Here is a 20,565-nt window from a genome sequence, read left to right on the forward strand (position 1 = left end):
GTTGGCTAGGTAATCCGGTGGCGGGTCCGTGACTGCATCAAATCATTAGGCAAACACAGATCAAACCGGTAACACCGTGCTATCTGCCGGTTCCAGCATCGCGCAGGCGCGCGACGCTACCCAGGTCAGGCACCAATCACCAATCTTCGAGCAACTGATTTAATCAGTGTTTCCCTAAGCCCTCTGCATAACGGGTCCGGCCATCAGGCCGGACCCGTTTCTTTTGCCCCATCCATTTCACTGCGGCGCTGCCAGTGGCTCTCCAGTACCGACAGCAAGGCCGGAATCACCAGTAGTACCAGCAGAGTTGAGAAGCCCAGACCGAAGGCGATTGAAGTGGCCATCGGGATCAGGAACTGGGCCTGCAGCGACTTCTCGAACAGCAGCGGTGTCAGCCCGCCGATGGTGGTCAGCGAGGTCAGCAGCACTGCGCGCAACCGTTGGACTACCGCTTCATTGAGCGCTTCGTTGACCGCCAGCCCGCGTTTGCGCTGGAGCTGGTAGAAGCTGGTGAGAATGATCGAGTTGTTGACCACGATGCCGGACAGGCCGAACAGACCGAACAGCGACAGAATGGTCAGGTTCAGGCCCATCACCCAGTGCCCGAACAGGGCCCCGACCAGCGCCAGCGGGATCACCGCCATGACGATCAGTGGGGTGCTCCAGGACGAGAACACCCAGACCAGTACCGCGTACATCAGCAGCAGCCCGACCAGCAGGCCAGTGCGCATGTCGGCGAAGGTCTCGCGCTGGTCGGCGGAGCGACCTTCGAAGCTGTAGCGCACGTTGTGGCGCCCTGCCAGCTCCGGTAGGACCGGTGTCAGGGCTTCCAGTACCTGGCCAGCAGTGGTCTGGGTCGGGTCGAGATCGGCGCTGACTTCGACAGCCAGCCGGCCTTCGGCGTGGCGCAGGGCTTCAAACCCCTGGCGGGTGGAGAACTGGGCTACCTGACTCAAGGGCACGAAACGGCCGTCGTCCAGGCGGATGCTCAGGTCGCTGAGGCTGGCCAGTTGTTCGCGTTCGGCGCGGGGCAACTGAACCCTGACTTCGATCTCGTCGGACTGCTGCTGGTAGATCTGGGCCAGACGACCGTCGTAGGCGGCGCGCAGTTGCCGGCCCAGGCTCTGGGTGCTCAACCCCAGAGCCTGGCCGTAGGGTGTCAGCCGATAGACCAGTTGTTCGCGGCCCCAGGCCATGTCGTCCTCAGTGCTGACTACGCCTTCGATCGAAGCAAGCATCACCCCCAGTGCGTCGGCGGCTTCCTTAAGTTGTTCCGGCGTTTCGCCGGTCAGGCGTACATTGATGTCCTTGCCCGGTGGCCCGGCAATGCGCTCGTTGATGCTGAGGCGGTCGATACCGGCCGGCAGACGGATACGTTCGCGCCAGGCGCGGATGAACTGCTGGTTGCGTACGGTGCGGTGGTCTGGGGAGACCAGCTCGACCAGGATCGAACCAAGCTGATCGCCCTGACGCCCGGTGCCGGCCGCGCCGATCACCTCACCCTGGCGGACCACCGCCGTGGCGATCAGGTTGCCGCCCAGCGCCTGTTCGGTGGCGTTGAGACTGTCCTGCAGATGTTCGAGAAAACGCTCGACTTCGGCCCGTGGGGTGCCGGCGACAAAGCTGGCGTTGGCGTACAGGACCTGGGGCTCGGGGGTCGGGAAGAAACTGAAGCCGATCCGTCCGCTGCTGAGCAGGCCGAAGGCCAGCAGCACGCAGGCAAACGCGCTGGCCAGCGTTGCGCCACGGTGGCGCAGCGACAGCGCCGAGAGTCGGCGGAACGGGCCATCACGAAAACGTCCGAAACGCTGATCGAAGCTCAGTCGCACACTGTCGACCCGGTTCATCAGCCGGGCCCAGCGGCCGTTGCCGGGCAGGGTCGGGGCTGGTTTGAAGGCATTGCGCAAATGGTGCGGCAGGACCACGAAGCATTCCAATAGCGAGGCGATCAGGATGCAGATCATCACCGTCGGGATGTCACCGAGGATGTTGCCGAAGATCCCGCCGACCATCAGTAGCGGCATGAACGCGGCGATGGTGGTCAGTGACGAGGCCAGTACCGGCCAGAACATCCGCTTGGCTGCACCCTCGGAAGCGTAGTCGGGGTCTTCGCCGCTGCGAAAGTGCGCATCGGCATCCTCACCGACCACAATGGCGTCATCGACAATCACCCCGAGCGCCATGATCAGGGCGAACAGCGAGATCATGTTGATCGAGCCGCCGATCAGCCAGAACACCCCGAGCGCAGCGAGAAAGGCGGTGGGAATGCCGACCGCGACCCACAGCGCGACCCGCGCCGGCAGAAACAGGTAGAGCAGCAGCAACACCAGCACCAGACCGCCGAGCCCGTTGTTGATCAGCAGGCTGACCCGGTCATTGATCAGTTGCCAGGCTTCGTCGTAGGTCTTGAGTTCAAGGCCTGGCGGCAGGCTCGGGCGGACTTCGTCGAGCCAGTCATTGAGAAGCTTTGCCGAGGTCAGCGAATTGCCGTTTTCGGCCCGCTGCAAGGCCAGTTCCACAGCCGGATAGCCTTGGTAGCGCAGCTTGACCTGATTGCGCATGGCTTCCTGACGGATCTCGGCGATATCGCCCAGGCGCAGGTGATTGATGGTGCCCGGTTGCAGCGGCAGGTCGGCGAACTGTTCGGGGCTGCGGCGCTGTTCGATCGCCCGAAGCTCGCGGGCCGAGTCCTGATCGCCGGCCTGCCCGGCCGGCAGGTCACGGGATTCGGCGGCGATCCGGTCGGCGATCTGGTCAAGCGACAGGCCCAGTTGCTGCAGGCGGGCGTTGGGCACTTCGATGCTGATCTGCTGCTCGGGCAGGCCGCGAATATCGATCCGGTCGATGCCACGGGCCAGTAGCTCACGCTCGAAGCGGTAGGCCAGACTGCGCAGTTCATGGTCGGCGTAGGGGCCGTAGATCAGCAAATTGGCCACCGGGTCATAACGTGCAACCCGGACCACTTCGGGCTTTTCCGCATCACCGGGCAGGTTGCGGAACTCATCGACCAGTTGCCGGGCATCGTCCAGGGCGACGATGGCATCGGTGCCCTCATGGAACTCCAGGGTAATGCTGGAAATGCCCTGGGCTGAGGTCGAGGTCATCGACTTGAGGTTCTGCAGGCTGCGCAGGCGCTGCTCCAGCGGCAGGGTGATGGCCTGCTCGATATCCTCGGCTGCGGCCCCGCTCCAGACCACCCGCACGGTAACGAAGTCGAGGGCGAAGGTGGGGAAGAACTGGATATTCATCCGCGACAGGCCCATCAGGCCGCCGCCGAGCATCACCAGCATCAGCAGGTTGGCGGCGACCTTGTGGCGGACGAAAAAGCCGATCGGGCTGCGTGAGCGGCTCATGCCTCGGGCTCCACGGCAGCTTCACCGGTATCGACCTTCAGCCCCGGCATGGCGTTGGGCAGGTGGGTGACGACGATGCGCATGCCGGCCTGCAACTGGGGAGAGCGCAGCAGTACCCGGCGTTCGCCGTCCGGGCCATGGGTTTCGCCCAGACGCTCGACCTGGATCCGTTGCAGCCGCTGGTCATTGACCGCGTAGATGGTGTCGTTGCCGTAGAGTGCACTGTAGGGCAAGGCCACACTGTCCGGCTGGTTGGGGCGCGAGACGCTGATTGCCAGCAGGTTGCCGACCCGCAGGGCCGCAGTGGGCTGGTCGAGAGTAAAGATTGCGTCGACCCCGCGTGGATCGGCCTGGCCGGCGATCCGCTCCAGGGTCAGGGTTAATGGTGGCTGGGTTTCCAGGCTGCGGGCTTGCAGTCGCTCACCTCGGGCCAGGGCGTCGATGTAGGCTTGGCTGTGGGTCTGCGGCAGAGTGGCGCGCAGCTCCAGGCCGTCCAGTGGATACAGGGCCAGCAGGGCGGCATTGGCATTGACCTGATCGCCGACCGCGACCTGCACCTGACTGACCACGCCGTCGAAGGGCGCACTGAACCGGCTGCGCTGGGCATCGCGTTCCATGCTTTCCAGGGTGGCTCTGGCCCGTTCAAGCCGGGCTTGGAGTGCGGCGCGCCGAGATGGGTAGCTGTCGATATTGCGCTGGCGGTTGGCAACGGTCAGTGCGGCGCGCTCAAGCACATCCTCGGCATTGTCCAGTTCGGCGTGTGGTGCCAGTTGCCGTTCAACCAGTTGGCGCATGCGTTCCAGCGCCTTCTGGGCGTTGCCCTGGATACGTTTTTCCAGCTCCAGTGCCTGACGATCATTGCTATGGATGCTCGCTTCACTGGCCAGCTGGGCCTCGGCATCGGCCAGATCAGCCCGGGCCTGCTGCAGGCGCGGCAGAATATCGGCCTCATCCAGCGCCACCAGCAATTCCCCGGCGCTAACCTGCTGGCCATCGCGCACCGGCAGCTCGGCGATCCGCCCGGCCAGGGGCGCGACCACGGTAAAGCGTAGCGGTGATTCGATCTGGCCATAGAGGGTCAGGCTTGGCTGGAACGTGTCGGGGCGAATATCGACCACATCGACGCGCCAGCTGCGTTCTTGCGGGGCGACCGGATCGGGTACATCACGGGTCAGGCGCAACAGCAGAAACACCGCCAGGCCAAAAATGATTATTAGTATGGGTATGAGGCGCTTGCGCATGGTCAATCCTGACAGGACAGAAGTGCGCTCTGTATAGCCTGCCGGTCCGGGTTGGGGCAATACCCTGATGTGCCCAGGGTATTACCGAATGTGCCTCTATCACTTTAGCCGATGGTGGCCGGGGTGAATGTCAGGCCTGCTGCAGGTGCGCAATCAACCCCTGCTGACGCTCGACCTGCTGGCCAACCGCTGCGCCAGCCTGCAGGGTGTCGAGCAGGTGTTGGTGGGTAGTGCTGGCTACCTGGTGGATATGTTGCAGGCGCTGGCTGATCTCGCTGGCGGTCTGGCTCTGCTGGTCGCTGGCGGCAGCGATCTGCTGGTTGCGGTCATCGCCCTGTTCGATGCCGGCGCAGATGCTGCCCAGCGCCTCGTGGCAGGCGTTCACATGCTCGACGCTTTGCTGCGAATGGCTCTGCCCGCGGTGCATGGCGGTGACCACCGCTTCAGCGCCCTGTTGCAGGGTGCTGATCATCTGCTGGATTTCGTCGGTCGAAGCCTGGGTACGTTGAGCCAGGGTTCTGACCTCGTCGGCGACCACCGCGAAGCCGCGACCATTCTCGCCAGCACGGGCGGCTTCAATCGCCGCGTTGAGCGCCAGCAGGTTGGTCTGCTCGGCAATCGCCCTGATCACTTCGAGAATGCGCCCGATCGACTGGCTGTGCTGGTTCAGACTGTCGACTGCGACAGTGGCCTGCTCCAGCTCACTGGCCAGGGCCCGAATGCTGGCCCGGGCATCTTCGGCGCGCTGGCGGCCAAGTTGCCCGGCCGTGCGGTTGGCGCTGCCCAGCCGGGCGGCGTCGCGGGTATTGGCCGCAACCTCGCGGATGGTGGCGCTGAACTGTTCGACGGCGGCGGCAATCGCCGCCAGGCTGTCCTGTTGTTGCTGGCTGCCATGGTGGCTGCTGGAGAGCAAATGATTGGCAGTCTGGACGTGCCCGGTGATCTGCTGATTGCTGTCGCCGAAGCGGGTGACCATGACCGCCAGTCGGGTTTCGAGCAGGCGCAGTGACAATTGTATCTGTCCAATGGCATCGGCCCGCCCAGTGTAGATCAACTGTTTGATCGGATGGGCAAGCAGTTTTCGGCAATGGCCGGTCAACTGTTCCAGGGCCCGGTTATGCCAGCTCAACAGCAGACCGGCGGCTGTCAGGCTGGCAAGAATACAAAGCGCGCCGATCAGGTCGCCCCGTTGCAGCGCCAGCACTACCAGCGGCATGAAGCCCAGGCTTGCCAGCAGCAGTTGCCAGTGTGCCGGTCGCAGCCAGGCCCAGCGTAGCTCCGGCGGCTGGCGGCCTTGGCCGCGAATACGATAGATCCGCTGGGTACGGGCGATGGTGATGGGGTCAGGCAGATGGTAGATGGCCTGATACTCGAGAATCTGGCCGTTGCTATCGGTGATCGGGCTGATATAGGCATCAACCCAGAATTCACTGCCGTCAGCGCGGCGGTTCTTGAGCATGCCCATCCAGGACTGGCCCTTGCCCAGAGTCTCCCACAGGTCCTTGATCGGGCCCTTGGGCATGTCGGGATGACGCAGTCGGGCAATCGGCTGACCGACCAGCTCGGCCGGACTCAGCCCGGCGGCGGCGCAGAACATGTCGCTGGCCTGCAGTACCCGGCCGGCGGTATCGGTAACGACCAGCAATTGGGCAGGCTGGTGGTTGATGGTCTTTGGCAGCGGTTGATGGCGGCTCATCCTTACCCTCGCGTGTTGTTGTTATTCAGCCAGTGTGCTGCCGTGCCTGATGTACCAGGTAGCGTGCTGGCGCAATGACTGATTCAGGAGCGCAGTTTTGGAAAAACGGGGCCCGCATTGCGCGGGCCCAAGGAGCAGCAAAGGGGGTTAGTTGCCGGTGGCGCGCATGTGCTGCACGCTGAACATCTCCGGCGTGCTCAGGCTGGGGTCGACCTGGCCCTTGAACTGGCCGGTGGTGCAGTGCATGGCCTGAACATCGATCATGCTGAAGCTGTCATCGATCGATACCCCGCTGCCCTTGTTCTTGGGCAGGTGATGGTCGGGGTGGGCCTGGCCGATGGTGAAGGTCTTCCACAGGCTGCCACGCCGGTCATAGGCCACGGTACGCGGGATGGTGAAGGTTTGCGCATCCATGTAGTGGGTGCGCTTGGACAGCGGGTGGCTGCCATCGACCGGCTCGGCCTCGACCTCATAGACCTTGCGCAACTGCCAGGTGATGTTGGGGAAGCAGCCGCCCTGGCCACCGAAGGCCACCACTTGATAGCCGTCGCTGTCGCTGTGGGTTTCGCTATCCAGAGTCAGGTCGTTGTGGTTGTAGAACGGCATCAACATGTAACGGGTGCCCTTGTAGCTCCAGTTCATGTCGGAGATCCGGCCGTTGTAGCCTTCGAAGTCCTCGATCATCAGATCCGAGCCGAGGAAGGCGTCGGTCACCTGACCGGTGGCCAGGCGCCGGACCCGACGCTGGAAGCCCAGGTACAGCCAGGAGTTGTCACGCTTGAGGTCGTCCATGGCGCGGTGAATCAGCAACTGGGTGTTGCGCACATCATGGGGTTCGAGCACCTGTACGTAGATGCCACGGAACAGCTCCGAGGGGTTGGGGGTAATCGCCGGTTTGGGCTCCTGGTTGACCCGTCCGGTGAAGTTGAGGAAGTGGAAGTTGAACTTGATGGTCCGCTCGACACGGCCACTGTTCATGTCCCGGTACTTCCAGTAGAAGGGCATGATCGCGGCGCTGTCGCCCCAGTTGTAGCCGTACTTGTAGTTCCAGGCCAGCTTTTCACCCGCGCGTGGATCGTTCGCGTCCGGTTCTTCGGGAAACGGCCGTCCGGCCTGCCAGCCGTTGATTTCGCCGGGCTTGGTGCCAAGGCTGACCTGGCCCAGGCCGGCGCGGGTGGCTTCGACATAGTTGGGGTGCAGGTCGAAGGAGGTGGTTTCGCCAACCTTCAGCTCGACCCAGCCCTGTTCGATAAAGTTCAGGAAGGCCGGGTCGATGATGTCCTTGAACTGCGCGACATTGCCCTGGTTGATGGTCATGCCGGCCGTCAGGCCCGGATGGCTGGGCTGGCTGTCGCGATAGGGATAAAAGCTGTTGTCGACCACGTCGGCCAGCGCTTGGCTGCTACCGAGGGCAGCAGCCAGACCCAGAGCCAGGGTGCAGCGAGTGAGTGTCTTGTTGTTCATGTCCAGTCCTCGTTTTAGAAGCTGTAGCGCAGTGTCAATTGCAGTTCGTCCTGGCCCTTGGCCATGCCCAGCGGGCCGGCGCGGAAGCGTCCCAGCGGCTCATAACCGCCCAGACCAGGGCTGTAGCCCTCCGGATGGCCGGGGAAGGCGGCGGTGAAGGGGTCCCAGGGGTTGCAGGTGCGGCAATCGTCGAACTTGTTGGCGCCGCTGCCGACCTTGAGGTTGGCACCGCCGATCAGCCGCAGGTTGTCGCTGACCAGCCATTCGATGCTGGGTGCTACGGTGGTGGCACCGGCACGGAAGTCGTGGGCGGCGAGTAGTTGCGGGCTCAGGCGATCACGCATCCACCAGCCCTTGACCAGCAGGGTGCCGATCCAGTTGGCCTTCCAGTCAGGGATACCGGCCCGGCCCAACTCACGCTTCTCGCTCTCGTACTGATGGATGTGCTGACCAAAGATCTGCCCGGAGAACAGGAACGCCCGGCGACTGTTCAAGGCCGGAATGAAGATGTTCTTGTCGGCGCCGATCACATAGCGGGTCACACTGTTTTCCGAGTACAGCCGGCTCTTCATGGTGTTGGCGAACTCTTCACCCTCGGTGTGTGCGACTTCAACCCGGAACACGGTATCCAGCCCTTGCGAGTAGTAGTCGAGTGAGCCGCCGAGCAGGTTGACCCGCGGGAAGTGGATATCGAAGGCGATCAGGCTAGGCCAGATCCCGGTTTCCCCGGTAAAGCCGTTCTGCGCCGGGATACCGCCACGCAGGGATGGCAGCTGGCTGCGGTAGGTCAGGGCATTGAGCGAGAAGCCGATATCCCCATAGACCCCTTCGAGCTTGAGACCGAACTGGGTGTTGGACAGGCTCCAGGCCGGCATGTGGGCCTTGCGGATGCCAATCTGGCCGGGCCCGAAGTCGGTGGCGATATCCCCGCCGGCAAAGTTGGCCACGGTGCCGCCGTACTCCCACAGGGTGTTCATGCCGCGGAAGAAACAGCCGGCGTCGAGGATCACGTTGGGGGAGCCGCACTGGCCGATGTCATGCGGGCGGAAACGGTCGAAGTTCCACACGAACGACAGGTTCAGGTCATCGAACACCTCGCCGGCACCCATGCGGTAGTCGGACTTGAGAATCCACATCGGGATGCGGATGTCCTCCAGCTCGTCATAGATGTTGTTGCGCGAGAAGTCCACCGGGTTGATGACATCGAGTACCCGGAACAGGTCGGTCCGGCCCCAGATGACCTGCTGCTTGCCCAGCCGGGTACTGAGAATGTGGCCGTTATCGAAGCCATAGTCGAAGTCGACATACAGCTCACGGATGAAGTCCAGCCGGTCGTTGAACTCGGCGAATCGCAGGTCATTGCTGTCCTTATCCAGGTAACCGTTGATGCAGCCGCGCTTGTCCTTGTCGCAGGGCCGCACCGGAACCCCGAAGGCAACCCCTCCGGAGGTTTTGTGCAGGTTTTCACCCAGCACGATCATCCCGCGATTGGGGTGGTTGGCGACGTCGAAACTGTTGGGCAGTTTCAGGCCGCTGCCGTGTGGCACGCTGGTTGTGCCACCAAAGCCGCTGGTGTTCTCCAGGCTGACCGCGCCGCCGGCCTTGCGCCCGTACTCGCTGCTGTTGAGGTCGTAGACCCCGTCGTAGCTGCCGCGCAAGACGGCATTCCAGGACACGTTGTTGAACGGACCGCGTTCGCCGAGCTTGCGTTCGGCATTGAGTTGCAAGGTATTGCGGAATTTCGACAGACCGGCATGATCGCGCACGTAGGTGGCGTTCTCATAGAAGCCGGTGATCTTGGTTTCCTCATCGGCGATGGCGCTGGCCAGTGAGGTCAGCGCCAGCCCGGCGCCGCCGAGCAGGGCCAGACTCCAGTGTCTGAGGCCTTTTCTTGTTGTTTGCATTGGCAGTTCCTCTTCAGGGCTTAGAAAGGAGCGGCTGACGGGGTGTCAGCCAACCCCCGGGAGTGGGCCGCCCTGGGGCTGGGCGGTCAGGGTTGGGGTGTGTTCCTCATCCAGGTCGGCATGCAGAACACCGTCCTCGTCGGCATAGACGTTGGTGATGAAGCGTGGGCGGAACACCAGGATCCAGGACGGCACCAGCAGCATGGCGGCCAGGCCGTTGATGACGATCATCACGCACAGCAACATGGCGGCATCGGACTGGAAGCGCAGGTCGGAGAGGATCACCCACATGATGATCCCGGCCATCAGAGTCACGGCGGTGAAACTGATGGCCATGCCGGTGGTGGCGATGGCATGGCGTACCGCTTCGGGCAGCCGGCCGCGTTTGGCCATTTCCTCGCGGATGCGATCCATCATGTAGATCGAATAGTCGATACCCACGCCAATGCCGACCGCGATCACCGGCACCGTGTTGATGTCGATGTTGAGTCCGGCCAGGCCCATGTAGGCATAGGTCAGGGTGGTGGCAAACAGCATTGCCAGCAGCATCATCAGCCCGGCATGCCAGGAGGTGTAGAACAGCATGACGAAGGCAAAGATCAGCAGAAATACCAGCGGCAGCACGATCAGGTTGGTCTCGAACGCCGACTCGTTCATGGCCGCGGCCACGCCCAGCGTGCCGCCGGCCAGGCGAATGCTCAGGCCCTCGACCTTGCCTTCGTTCTCAGCGATCCATTCACGGGCCATGTGGATGGCGCGGCGGATGGTCTCGCCCTGACGGTCCTTGTAGTAAAACACCAGGTTGGCGATGCGGTCGTCGGTGTCGTTGAACTCGTTGAGCGCGCCGGGAATCGGGCTGGAGGCCATGTAGGTGAACATCAGCCCGCCGACGTAATCGGCCTCATGGGGAATCTGGAACCAGCGCGGATCATCGTTGTGCATCAGCCGGTTGACCTGTTTGATCAGGTCCGGCAAACCCTTGCTGCCGCCAACTCCGGGGTCGGCCAGCATGTGTGCCTGCAGATCCTGCAGGGCACGCAGCACCTCGGGCTTTTTCAGTCCACCGATTTCGGCGTGCTCGGCGATGATGTACAGCTCTTCGGAGCCGGGGAACCGCTCGTTGACTTCCTTGGACGACAGGTTGTAGTCATGGTCGGGGTAGAGAATCGGTGAGCCCGGCTCGGAGTCGCCGATGCGCACCTGCGAAGCCGAGAACAGTCCGATCAGAATCGCCAGTGCGGCGATGCCCAGGACGATACGCGCGGCACCCGGACGGCTGACGGTATTGGCACAGACGACTCCGATATGGCGCAGGAAGGTTTCCTTGATCTGCGGATTCTTCGGGGTTGGCAGGATCGACAGCAGCAGTGGGACGCCGATCAGCACGGTGAGAATCACCGTGGTGGCCCACAGCGAGGCATAGATGCCGAGCTTGGTGTTCAGGGCAATCGAGCCGATGGCGATCAGCGACAGGCCGACGGCATCGGACACCACGCCCAGCGTGCCGGGACGGAACAGACTTTCGAAGGTGGCCCGAGCGGCCCGCGGGCCATCGCCGCATTCGCGCACCTCGGCATAGTAGCGCTCGACCAGTTGCACCCCGTGGCTCATGGCCCGGGCCGCGATCAGAAACGGAATCACCAGTCCCAGCGGGTCGAGGTTGAAACCCAGCAGGCTGATGATGCCCAGGCCCCAGATAGTCGAAATCAGTACCCCGCCGAGCGGAATCAGTACGCCGTAGGCCTTGCGGAAGTGGAAGACCAGCAGGGCGAGCATGGTCAGCACGGTGAAGATGAAAATCTGCAGGATCTGATCCATGTAGGTATAGGCCCAGCCGACCAGTACCGGCTGGCCGGTGGCATACAGGGTGATGCCATCGCGGGTCTCCGCCTCACGCAGCGCCTGCAGTTGGGCAAAGGTCTGCTCGTAATCGAGCTGGCCTTCGATCAACTGGGCCTTGACCAGCGCCATCCGAAAATCCGAGGAAATCAGCGGCCCATAGATCTGCGGGTTGGCGGCCACGTCGGCGCGCATCTGCTCCAGTTGCTCGGCGCTGTAGGGCGCGCGCTCGGCTTCAAAGTAGGGCTCGGAGTTGATCGAGCCGACTTCGGTCAGCCAGATCTTGCGCGAGTTGCGGTGGGTAATGCTGGAAACCAGGTTGTGGTTGACCCCCGGCAGACTGTCGACCGCATGGGTGATCCGGTCGATGGTCGCCAGGTTGGCGTTGCTGAAGATGTCGCCCTCGTCGAAGGCGATGCCGACCACCAGTACGTTGGCCCCGCCGAAGCTGTCCTTGATGCTGTTGTGCAGCTCGATGTAGGGGTGCTGCTGAGGCAGCAGATCGGCGAAGTCGGTATAGATCTTCAGACCCGGGATGCGCAGCGCGAACATCAGGGTCAGCAGGGCGATGGCGGCCAGTACCTTGCGTGGATTGTTGAAGATCCACACTTCGAGGTTATGCATGGCATGGGTGAAACGGTGCAGTCCAGGCATGTCGATACCCTCAGTCAGTGCTGGCCGCCAGGGCCTTTGGGAGTTCAAGGTTCAGTAGCAGGCCGCGTCCGCCAGCGACCAGCAGTTGCTGGTTCGGCAGCAGTTGGCCGGCGCGCAGGTACAGTGGCTGCTCGGGGGTTGGCAGCGACTGCCAGCGGCTACCGTTGAGGCTCAGCACCGTGGCGTTGTCACCGACCGCATACAGGCCGTGCTCACCGCTGATGAAGCCGAAGATCGGGACCTCGGTGCCGGTCGGCTGGCGCCGCCAGTTGTCACCACCATCACGGGTATGCCAGATGAAACCGTTGAGACCGCCTACCCAGCCTTCCTCGAGCGAACGAAAGTGGCTGGTGTGCGGGTAGAACTCATCCGGCAGGCTGCCGGCTGGCTCCCAGCTCTGGCCGCCGTCGCGGCTGGTGAACACCAGCCCGTACTCGCCGGCAACCACGGCCTGATCGGCGTCGATGAATTGCAGGGTGGTGAGAATGGCGTCTTCATCCAGGCTGGTCTCGTCCCAGCTCTGGCCCTGGTCATGGCTGCTTTGCAGGGTGCTGTAGCTGCCGGCGGCCCACCAACTGCCGTCCGGGGCGCAGGTGGCGGTCATCATCTGCTCGCTGCTGGGCAGTGGGTGGGCGTTCCAGTCACTGGCATCGGGGCTGATGTGCCAGAGCTGGTTGTCGAAGGCCAGGGCGATGAAGCTCTGGTCAGGGCAGACATCCAGATCAATCAGGCCCATGTCGGTGGGCAGTTGCTGGCGCTGCCAGTGCTGGCCGAGGTCGCTGCTGATCAGCACCACACCATGGTTACCGGCCAGCAGAGTGAGCTGGTCGTTGCTGGCCATGGCCTGGTAGAAGTCGGTGCGCTGAATCGGTTGCAGGCTCTGCTGCTGGACCGCCTCAAGATCGAGCGGAGCTTCGCAGCCACCCAGCCAGAGCAGCATGAGTCCCAGAGGTGCCAACTGCAGGGGCTGGCGGACAGGGCGCGCAAGGCGCAGGGGTACATCGAACATGGTGAGTCACCGTCACGGTCTTGTTGTTGTGTGCAAAGCGGCTGGAGAGGCATAAAGCAACGCCTGTGCCAGAGACCGTTAAGTGTTTTCAGGTGACTGATTGGTAAAGATTTTTTGCTGTGCCAGGGTGGCGGTGGAAGAGGCTTGGGCCGATTTCGTGGATTTGATATTGATCAAATGGTAAAGCGGCTCGGGGTGCTTGCTGATTTCATCAAAAGGGCGTGCCCGCCAGGAAGGACTCCGAACGGGCAGCTGTGGGTATCAGGCATCGCTGTCTTCAAAGATGCCGGTCTTCTTCAGCCGGTAGGCCAGGGCCGGGCGGGTCAGACCGAGCAGACGGGCGGCCTGTGAAACATTCTGGTTGGCCAGCTCCATGGCCCGGCGCATCAGTTGCTCCTCGACCTGATCAAGGCTGATCTGCTGCTCGATGATATGGCTGACCCAGTCCCCGCTGACCTGACTATGGGCATGGACCAACTGGCCGCTGGCATTCAGGCGCTCTTCCGGGCAGTCACCCGAGTGTTCGGGAAAGACGGCAAACAGTGCATCCTGGCTGATGGTTTCGTTGCTATCGGTCAGAATCACCCCGCGCTCAATGACGTTTTCCAGCTCGCGGATATTGCCGGGCCAGCGATAATGCAGGCACAGTTCCAGCGCCTTGTCGGACAGGCCCAGGGTGCGTTTGTTGTATTCGCGGTGGAACTTGCGCAGAAAGTGCTCGGCCAGCAGCGGCAGATCTTCGATACGCTCGCGCAGTGGCGGAATCTTCACCGGGAATACGTTGAGTCGATAGAACAGGTCGGCGCGGAATTTTCCCGCTTCCACTGCGTCAGCCAGGCTTTCGTTGGTGGCGGCAATCACCCGCACATCAATCTTGCGGGTGCGAGAATCACCAACGCGTTCCAGTTCGCCTTCCTGCAGCACACGTAGCAGGGTGGCCTGGGCCCGGGGCGTCAATTCAACCACTTCATCCAGGAAAATGGTGCCGCCATGGGCGCGCTCGAAGCGTCCGGCGCGAGTCTGGCTGGCGCCGGTGTAAGCGCCTTTCTCGACCCCGAACAGCTCGGCCTCGATCAGGTCCGGGGGGATCGCTGCGCAATTGATTGCGATGAATGGCTGCTCGGCGCGCTCACTGCGCAGGTGTACGCTGCGCGCGATCACTTCCTTGCCGACCCCTGTTTCGCCCAGTAGCAGTACCGAGACCTTGCCGTGAGCGGCCTTGTCGATCATCTTGCAGACCTTTTTGTAGGCCAGCGACTGGCCGATACCGTAGTACTGACCTTCCTGTTGCTCCAGACTGGTACGCAACGAGCTGAGTTGTGATTGCAGATCGTAGAGCTCTTCGATGATCGGGTCGGCACGGAAATACTGCTTGAATTCGGCAGTATCCTCCCACTCTTCGGCCGGCTTGCCGACGATCAGACATTTTTCATCGCCGCAGCCTTTGCAGCTCACTTCGCGGAAGATGATTTCCCGGCCCATGAACGAGGAGGTATAGGCGCAGGCATAGCCAAGCAGTGACCAGCACACCGGTTCGTCCATCATGCCCAGCTCGGTCTGGCAGATTTCCACCTCGAACGAGTCGATCCACTCCAGCTCGCCATAGAAGTGGCCGGACTGCTGATCGAGGTCGATCTGGATCGGCCGGACCTTGACCATGCCCTTGAGCGAGTGCAATTGCGGGCCGGCGAGGAAAATGTCGAGCTCGCTGCAGTCCGGGCGCAGCTTGCGCGCCAGCTCGGCGTCCTTGAGTCCGGACTGGTAGCCCAGGCGCAGAAAGAAACCCTTGGCCCGTTCGATGCCCAGGTTGTTGACCAGCTCACGGCGGAAGTTGGCCATGGCCGAGACCTGCATCAACAGCATGCGCTGTTCGCCGAACCAGATCTTGCCATCCGTGCTCTGGAAACGGATCTGTTCACTCAGATCCTGGAAATCCGAATACTGCAGCTGTGGCTTATAGTTGATCGCCATGGCGTCGGGCCCCGGTTGTTGTTGTGTGGGGTGGTGGTCAGTCTGTCTTGGCTTGAGACAGTGATCGCAAGGGTGCACTTTTCATCATCGCCTTGATCGTGCTCAAAAATCAATCAAATGATCAGTCGCGCAGAGGCTCATTAACCATATTAGGCCGCGTCTGAGCATTTGCTCAGATGCTTTGGTGGATTTGATCAAATCATCAAAGTTCACCTGCCGGCAATCATCCTCAATGGCTGGGAAAACGTCGCCGGCAGCATGAATGAAAAGAATTTTTCCTTTTTATATCAATATCTTGACTTGTGGTCTGGGTGCGTGAAGGCAACTCTGGCACAGCCGTTGCTCTATCACCCGTAGACAACAACGAGCACAGGTTAACGACCATGAGCCAACCCCAGCAGAGCTTTGACGAGATGACCCGCTATATCCGGGTTCGCAGTGAACCGGGTGCCCGCTTTGTCGAATTCGACTTTGCCATCGGTCATCCCGATCTGTTTGTCGAGCTGGTACTGCCACAGGCGGCTTTCGAGCAGTTCTGCAAGCACAACCATGTGGTGCACATGGACGAGGAAATGGCCCGTCAGGTCGATAAAGAGATGGTCAAGTGGCGCTTTGGCGAGAAGGGCCATCGCTGACCCGGTACTGCACACCCCTCTACAAAAACAAGATGGTACGGTTGCTATGAGTATTGAAATCAAAACCCATGCGGTGGAGCCGATCCGCCACACCTACGGCAATATCCAGCGCCGCTTCGGCGACAAGCCGGCTTCACGTTATCAGGAAGCCAGCTACGACATCGAAGCGACCACCAATTTCCATTACCGGCCGCTGTGGGACCCCCAGCATGGTCTGAATGACCCCAGCCGCAGCGCGGTACGCATGGCCGATTGGCACGCGGTGACCGATCCGCGCCAGTTCTACTACGGCGCCTACGTGCAAAACCGGGCCAAGATGCAGGAAGCCACCGAGTACAACTTCAGCTTCTGCGACAAACGCGGACTGCTGACCCGCTTGCCTGATGCCGTGCAGGAAAACCTGCTGCGTCTGCTGGTGCCGCTGCGCCATGTCGAGTTGGGCGCCAACATGAATAACAGCAGCGTGGCCGGTGACTGCGTGGCCGGGACCATGACCCAACTGCATATCTATCAGGCCATGGACCGTCTGGGTATGGGCCAGTACCTGTCGCGTATCGCCCTGCTGATCGATGGGGGTACCGGTGAGGCACTGGATCGCTCCAAAACCTACTGGCTGGATGACGCCTTGTGGCAGCCGCTGCGCCAACTGGTCGAGGACAGTCTGGTGATCAAGGACTGGTTCGAACTGACTCTGGTGCAGAACCTGATTATCGACGGTCACCTGTATCCGCTGATGTATCAGCACTTCGATCAGTGGCTGGCCGAACAGGGTGCCGAGGATGTGTCGATGCTCACCGAGTTCATGCGCGACTGGTTCAGCGAGTCCAGTCGCTGGGTCGATGCCATGGTCAAAACCGTGCGCGCCGAGAGCGAGGCCAACGCCGAGCAGTTGCAGGCCTGGATCGAGGTCTGGCAGCCGCGGGTGATCGCTGCGCTGGCGCCGCTGGCTGAGGCCAGTGTTGGTGCCCCGGCGCTGACCGAGGTAGCAGCCCAGTTTGCTGCGCGCCTGAAGAAACAGGGTTTCGCTGCACAGGAGATCGTCGCATGAGCCAGCTCGCTTTCATCGTGTTTCAGGACAGCGACAACGCCCGCTATCTGGTCGAGGCGATTGCCGAGGACAACCCCCACGCCGAAGTGCAGCACCACCCGGCCATGATCCGCATTCAGGCCGAGCAGCGCCTGGTGATCAACCGCCACACGGTTGAAGAAAAGATCGGCCGCGAGTGGGACGTGCAGGAAATGCTCCTGGACGTGATCAGTATCGGCGGCAACGTGGATGAGGATGACGATCACTTCATCCTCGAGTGGAAAAACTAGGAGATTCGTCATGGCGACCAAGAACAAGAAACTCAGTCTCAAAGACAAGTACCAGTACCTGACCCGCGACATGGCCTGGGAGCCTAGCTATCAGAAGAAGGAAGACATCTTTCCCTACGAACGCTTTGAGGGGATCAAGATCACCGACTGGGACAAGTGGGAAGATCCCTTCCGCCTGACCATGGATGCCTACTGGAAGTATCAGGCCGAGAAGGAGAAGAAGCTGTACGCCATCTTCGACGCCTTCGCCCAGAACAACGGCCACCTGAATATTTCCGATGCGCGCTACGTCAACGCCCTCAAGCTGTTTCTGACCGGTGTTTCGCCGCTGGAATACGGCGCGTTTCAGGGCTATGCCAAGGTTGGCCGGCATTTCAGTGGTGCCGGTGCGCGGGTAGCCTGCCAGATGCAGTCGATTGACGAGCTGCGTCACGTGCAGACCCAGCTGCACGCCATGAGCCACTACAACAAGCACTTCAACGGCCTGCACGATTTTGCCCACATGCACGACCGGGTCTGGTTCCTGTCGGTGCCCAAGTCGTTCTTTGACGACGCCCGTTCGGCCGGCCCGTTCGAGTTTCTGACCGCCATTTCGTTCTCGTTCGAATACGTGCTGACCAATCTGTTGTTCGTGCCGTTCATGTCTGGCGCGGCGTACAACGGCGACATGGCCACCGTGACCTTCGGCTTCTCGGCGCAATCGGACGAAGCCCGTCACATGACCCTGGGCCTTGAGGTCATCAAATTCATGCTCGAACAGCACGAGGACAACGTGCCGATCGTGCAGCACTGGATCGACAAGTGGTTCTGGCGCGGTTACCGCCTGCTGAGCCTGGTCAGCATGATGATGGACTACATGCTGCCGAACAAGGTGATGTCCTGGAAAGACGCCTGGGAAGTCTATTACGAGCAGAACGGTGGTGCGCTGTTCAAGGATCTGGAGCGCTACGGCATCCGTCCGCCCAAGTATCAGGACGAGGCCAACAAGGGCAAGCACCATATCAGCCATCAGCTGTGGTCGACCTTCTATCAGTACTGCCACGCGACCAACTTCCACACCTGGATTCCCAGCGAGGACGAAATGGCCTGGCTGTCCGAGCAGTATCCGGACACCTTTGACAAGTACTACCGCCCGCGCTTCGAGCACTGGCAGGCACTGCAGGAAAAGGGTGAGCGTTTCTACAACAAGACCCTGCCGCAACTGTGCCAGGTGTGTCAGGTACCGGCCCTGTTTACCGAGCCGGATGACCCGACCCAGCTCAGCCATCGCAGCCTGGTGCACGACGGTGAGCGCTATCACTTCTGCTCAGATGGTTGCTGCGACATCTTCAAGCACGAGCCGGAGAAGTACATCCAGGCCTGGCTGCCGGTGCACCAGATCTATCAGGGCAACTGCGAAGGTGCGGATGTCGAGACCGTGGTCGCCAAGTACTACCACATCAATATCGGCCAGGACAATTTCGAGTACCTCGGCTCGCCCGATCACCGGCGCTGGCAGGCGATCAAGGGTAACAAGCCGCTGGGTGCCGATGACTCCAAGGATGCCGCCTGAAACCAGAACCTGAACTGCCGCCCCGGTCACCGGCCGGGGCCACTACAAGAACAAGGTGACACCCCATGAGCGTAAAAGCCCTTTATCCCTACAGCGCCGAACCCAAGGACCTGCAGGCCAACTTCAACGGCATGCAACTGGTCTATGTCTACTGGCGCAAACACTTGATGTTCTGCTCGCCGTTCGCCTTTCTGGCGGCGCCGGACATGCCCTTGGGTGACTTCTTCGAGCAGGTCCTGCGCCCGGCCATTGCCGCGCACCCGGACAGCGCCGATCTGGATTTCAGCCGTGTCGAGTGGCAACTGGATGATCAGCCGTTTACCCCGGATCTGGCGGCCAGCCTCAAGGACAGCGGCATTGGCCACAAGAGCATGCTGACTTTGACTACCCCGGGCCTGGATGGCATCGGCGGCAGCGCAACCTGAGGGTATTGTCATGAGCTACACAGTCACCATCGAGCCCACCGGCGAGCAGATCGAAGTCGATGACGGCCAGACTATTCTTCAGGCTGCCCTGCGTCAGGGCGTCTGGCTACCGTTTGCCTGTGGCCACGGTACCTGCGCCACCTGCAAGGTCCAGGTGCTGGACGGCGATGTGGATATCGGCGAAGCCTCTCCGTTCGCGCTGATGGATGTCGAGCGTGACGAAGGCAAGGTGCTGGCCTGCTGCGCCACGGTGCAGAGCGATGTAACCATCGAGGCCGACATCGACGTTGATGAGGACTTCGAGGGCTATCCGGTCGAGGACTATCAGGCCACGGTCAGCGAACTGGTCGAGCTGTCGCCGACCATCCTCGGTGTCCGCTTGACGCTGGACCGGCCCATGACCTTCCAGGCCGGGCAGTACATCAACCTGGAGCTGCCAGGCATCGAGGGTAGCCGGGCGTTCTCGCTGGCCAACCCGCCGAGCCGGCCCGACGAGGTCGAGCTGCATGTGCGCCTGGTCGAAGGCGGTGCCGCTACCACGCATATCCATCAGCAGCTCAAGGTTGGCGACAGCCTCAAGCTGTCCGGCCCCTACGGCATGTTCTTCGTGCGTAGCTCGCAGCCCGGCGATCTGATTTTTATCGCTGGCGGTTCCGGACTGTCCAGTCCGCAATCGATGATCCTCGATCTGCTGGCGCAGGGCGATACGCGCCAGATCACCCTGTTTCAGGGCGCGCGCAATCGGGCCGAGCTGTACAACCGCGAGCTGTTCGAGCGCCTGGCCGCCGAGCATGCCAACTTCACCTATGTCCCGGCACTCAGCCAGGCCGCCGAAGACAGCGACTGGCATGGTTTCCGCGGCTATGTACATGACGCTGCCAAGGCCCATTTCGACGGCCGTTTTGCTGGCCACAAGGCTTACCTGTGCGGGCCGCCGCCGATGATCGATGCTGCCATCACTGCCCTGATGCAGGGCCGGTTGTTTGAGCGTGACATCTTCATGGAACGCTTCTACACCGCCGCCGATGGCGCCGGGGAGACTCAGCGCTCGGCCCTGTTCAAGCGCATCTGAAACAAAGCTGCGCGGGAGCGCAAGCGCCTGCGCAGCCGCGATAACCGCCGGCGCGCCAGCTTTCGCAGACTGGTGTGCCAACCATACGAACGGCAGTCGAGAACAACAACCATGACTGACACATTCGAAATGATCGAGCTGGTCAAGGGCCTGCACTTCAGTTGCTCACGTGAGCAGTCCCTGCTCAAGGCCATGGAGCTGGCCGGCAAGCGCTGCATCCCGGTCGGCTGTCGCGGCGGTGGCTGCGGCCTGTGCAAGGTGCAGGTGGTCAGCGGCGAATTCAGTTGCGGCCCGATGAGCAAAAAGCATGTCGATGAGCAGTCCCGCCGCTGTGGTCAGGTGCTGGCCTGCCGGGTCTACCCGTTGACCGATTTGACCTTTGAATACCGGCCGGCCGCCGAGCTGGCCAGCACCCAACAACAAGTCCAATGAG

Annotated in this window: 15 protein-coding genes and 1 pseudogene; 7 read left to right on the top strand and 9 right to left on the bottom strand. The window is 61.8% G+C overall.

Annotated elements, in window-relative coordinates; all coding sequences use genetic code 11:
* Positions 1-203 precede the first annotated feature (203 nt).
* From C2846_RS09255 to C2846_RS09290, 9 genes and pseudogenes are all read right to left on the bottom strand, one after another.
* Positions 204-3,353, bottom strand: coding sequence for an efflux RND transporter permease subunit (locus C2846_RS09255; protein ID WP_119701302.1), 3,150 nt, complete (start codon positions 3,351-3,353; stop codon positions 204-206).
* Positions 3,350-4,594, bottom strand: a complete 1,245-nt coding sequence (locus C2846_RS09260; protein ID WP_119701303.1) for an efflux RND transporter periplasmic adaptor subunit — start codon at positions 4,592-4,594, stop codon at positions 3,350-3,352. Before C2846_RS09260 ends, C2846_RS09255 begins: the two co-directional genes overlap by 4 nt.
* Before the next feature lie 130 nt (positions 4,595-4,724).
* Positions 4,725-5,810 (bottom strand): methyl-accepting chemotaxis protein, encoded by a 1,086-nt coding sequence (locus tag C2846_RS09265; protein WP_420849037.1) that lies wholly within the window; start codon positions 5,808-5,810, stop codon positions 4,725-4,727.
* Positions 5,811-5,963: 153 nt separating this feature from the next.
* A pseudogene (locus C2846_RS19115) lies at positions 5,964-6,290 on the bottom strand (PAS domain-containing protein); the annotation flags it as partial.
* A 147-nt stretch (positions 6,291-6,437) separates the two neighbouring features.
* Complete coding sequence (locus C2846_RS09270) at positions 6,438-7,754, bottom strand: DUF1329 domain-containing protein (RefSeq protein ID WP_119701305.1); 1,317 nt, start codon at positions 7,752-7,754, stop codon at positions 6,438-6,440.
* 14 nt (positions 7,755-7,768) lie between these two features.
* Positions 7,769-9,658, bottom strand: coding sequence for a DUF1302 family protein (locus C2846_RS09275; RefSeq protein ID WP_119701306.1), 1,890 nt, complete (start codon positions 9,656-9,658; stop codon positions 7,769-7,771).
* Between the two features lie 45 nt (positions 9,659-9,703).
* The gene (locus C2846_RS09280; protein ID WP_119701307.1) at positions 9,704-12,151 is read right to left on the bottom strand and encodes an efflux RND transporter permease subunit; all 2,448 of its coding nucleotides are present in this window, start codon (positions 12,149-12,151) and stop codon (positions 9,704-9,706) included.
* A gap of 10 nt (positions 12,152-12,161) precedes the next feature.
* Entirely contained in the window at positions 12,162-13,160 is a 999-nt protein-coding gene (locus tag C2846_RS09285) for a WD40/YVTN/BNR-like repeat-containing protein (protein WP_119701308.1), read from the bottom strand.
* Positions 13,161-13,421: 261 nt separating this feature from the next.
* On the bottom strand, positions 13,422-15,131 hold the full coding sequence (locus C2846_RS09290) for a sigma-54-dependent Fis family transcriptional regulator (RefSeq protein WP_119701309.1): 1,710 nt from the start codon (positions 15,129-15,131) through the stop codon (positions 13,422-13,424).
* A 383-nt stretch (positions 15,132-15,514) separates the two neighbouring features.
* On the opposite strand from C2846_RS09290, the gene C2846_RS09295 reads away from it, so the two are divergent.
* From C2846_RS09295 to C2846_RS09325, 7 genes are all read left to right on the top strand, one after another.
* Positions 15,515-15,766, top strand: coding sequence for a phenol hydroxylase subunit (locus C2846_RS09295; protein WP_119701310.1), 252 nt, complete (start codon positions 15,515-15,517; stop codon positions 15,764-15,766).
* A 46-nt stretch (positions 15,767-15,812) separates the two neighbouring features.
* Positions 15,813-16,814 (top strand): aromatic/alkene monooxygenase hydroxylase subunit beta, encoded by a 1,002-nt coding sequence (locus C2846_RS09300; protein ID WP_119701311.1) that lies wholly within the window; start codon positions 15,813-15,815, stop codon positions 16,812-16,814.
* A complete protein-coding gene (locus tag C2846_RS09305; protein WP_119701312.1) occupies positions 16,811-17,083 on the top strand; it encodes an MmoB/DmpM family protein in 273 nt (90 codons plus the stop codon). Before C2846_RS09300 ends, C2846_RS09305 begins: the two co-directional genes overlap by 4 nt.
* Before the next feature lie 10 nt (positions 17,084-17,093).
* Positions 17,094-18,635, top strand: a complete 1,542-nt coding sequence (locus tag C2846_RS09310) for an aromatic/alkene/methane monooxygenase hydroxylase/oxygenase subunit alpha (RefSeq protein ID WP_119701313.1) — start codon at positions 17,094-17,096, stop codon at positions 18,633-18,635.
* 65 nt (positions 18,636-18,700) lie between these two features.
* Entirely contained in the window at positions 18,701-19,060 is a 360-nt protein-coding gene (locus tag C2846_RS09315) for a phenol hydroxylase subunit P4 (protein ID WP_119701314.1), read from the top strand.
* Between the two features lie 10 nt (positions 19,061-19,070).
* Positions 19,071-20,132 carry an NADH:ubiquinone reductase (Na(+)-transporting) subunit F gene (locus C2846_RS09320; RefSeq protein WP_080049209.1) on the top strand — a complete coding sequence of 354 codons (1,062 nt, stop codon included), beginning with the start codon at positions 19,071-19,073 and terminating at the stop codon, positions 20,130-20,132.
* A gap of 111 nt (positions 20,133-20,243) precedes the next feature.
* Entirely contained in the window at positions 20,244-20,564 is a 321-nt protein-coding gene (locus tag C2846_RS09325; RefSeq protein WP_080049210.1) for a 2Fe-2S iron-sulfur cluster-binding protein, read from the top strand.
* Position 20,565 lies beyond the last annotated feature (1 nt).

It is taken from the genome of Pseudomonas jilinensis, from assembly GCF_003586265.1.
GTDB lineage: Bacteria > Pseudomonadota > Gammaproteobacteria > Pseudomonadales > Pseudomonadaceae > Halopseudomonas > Halopseudomonas phragmitis.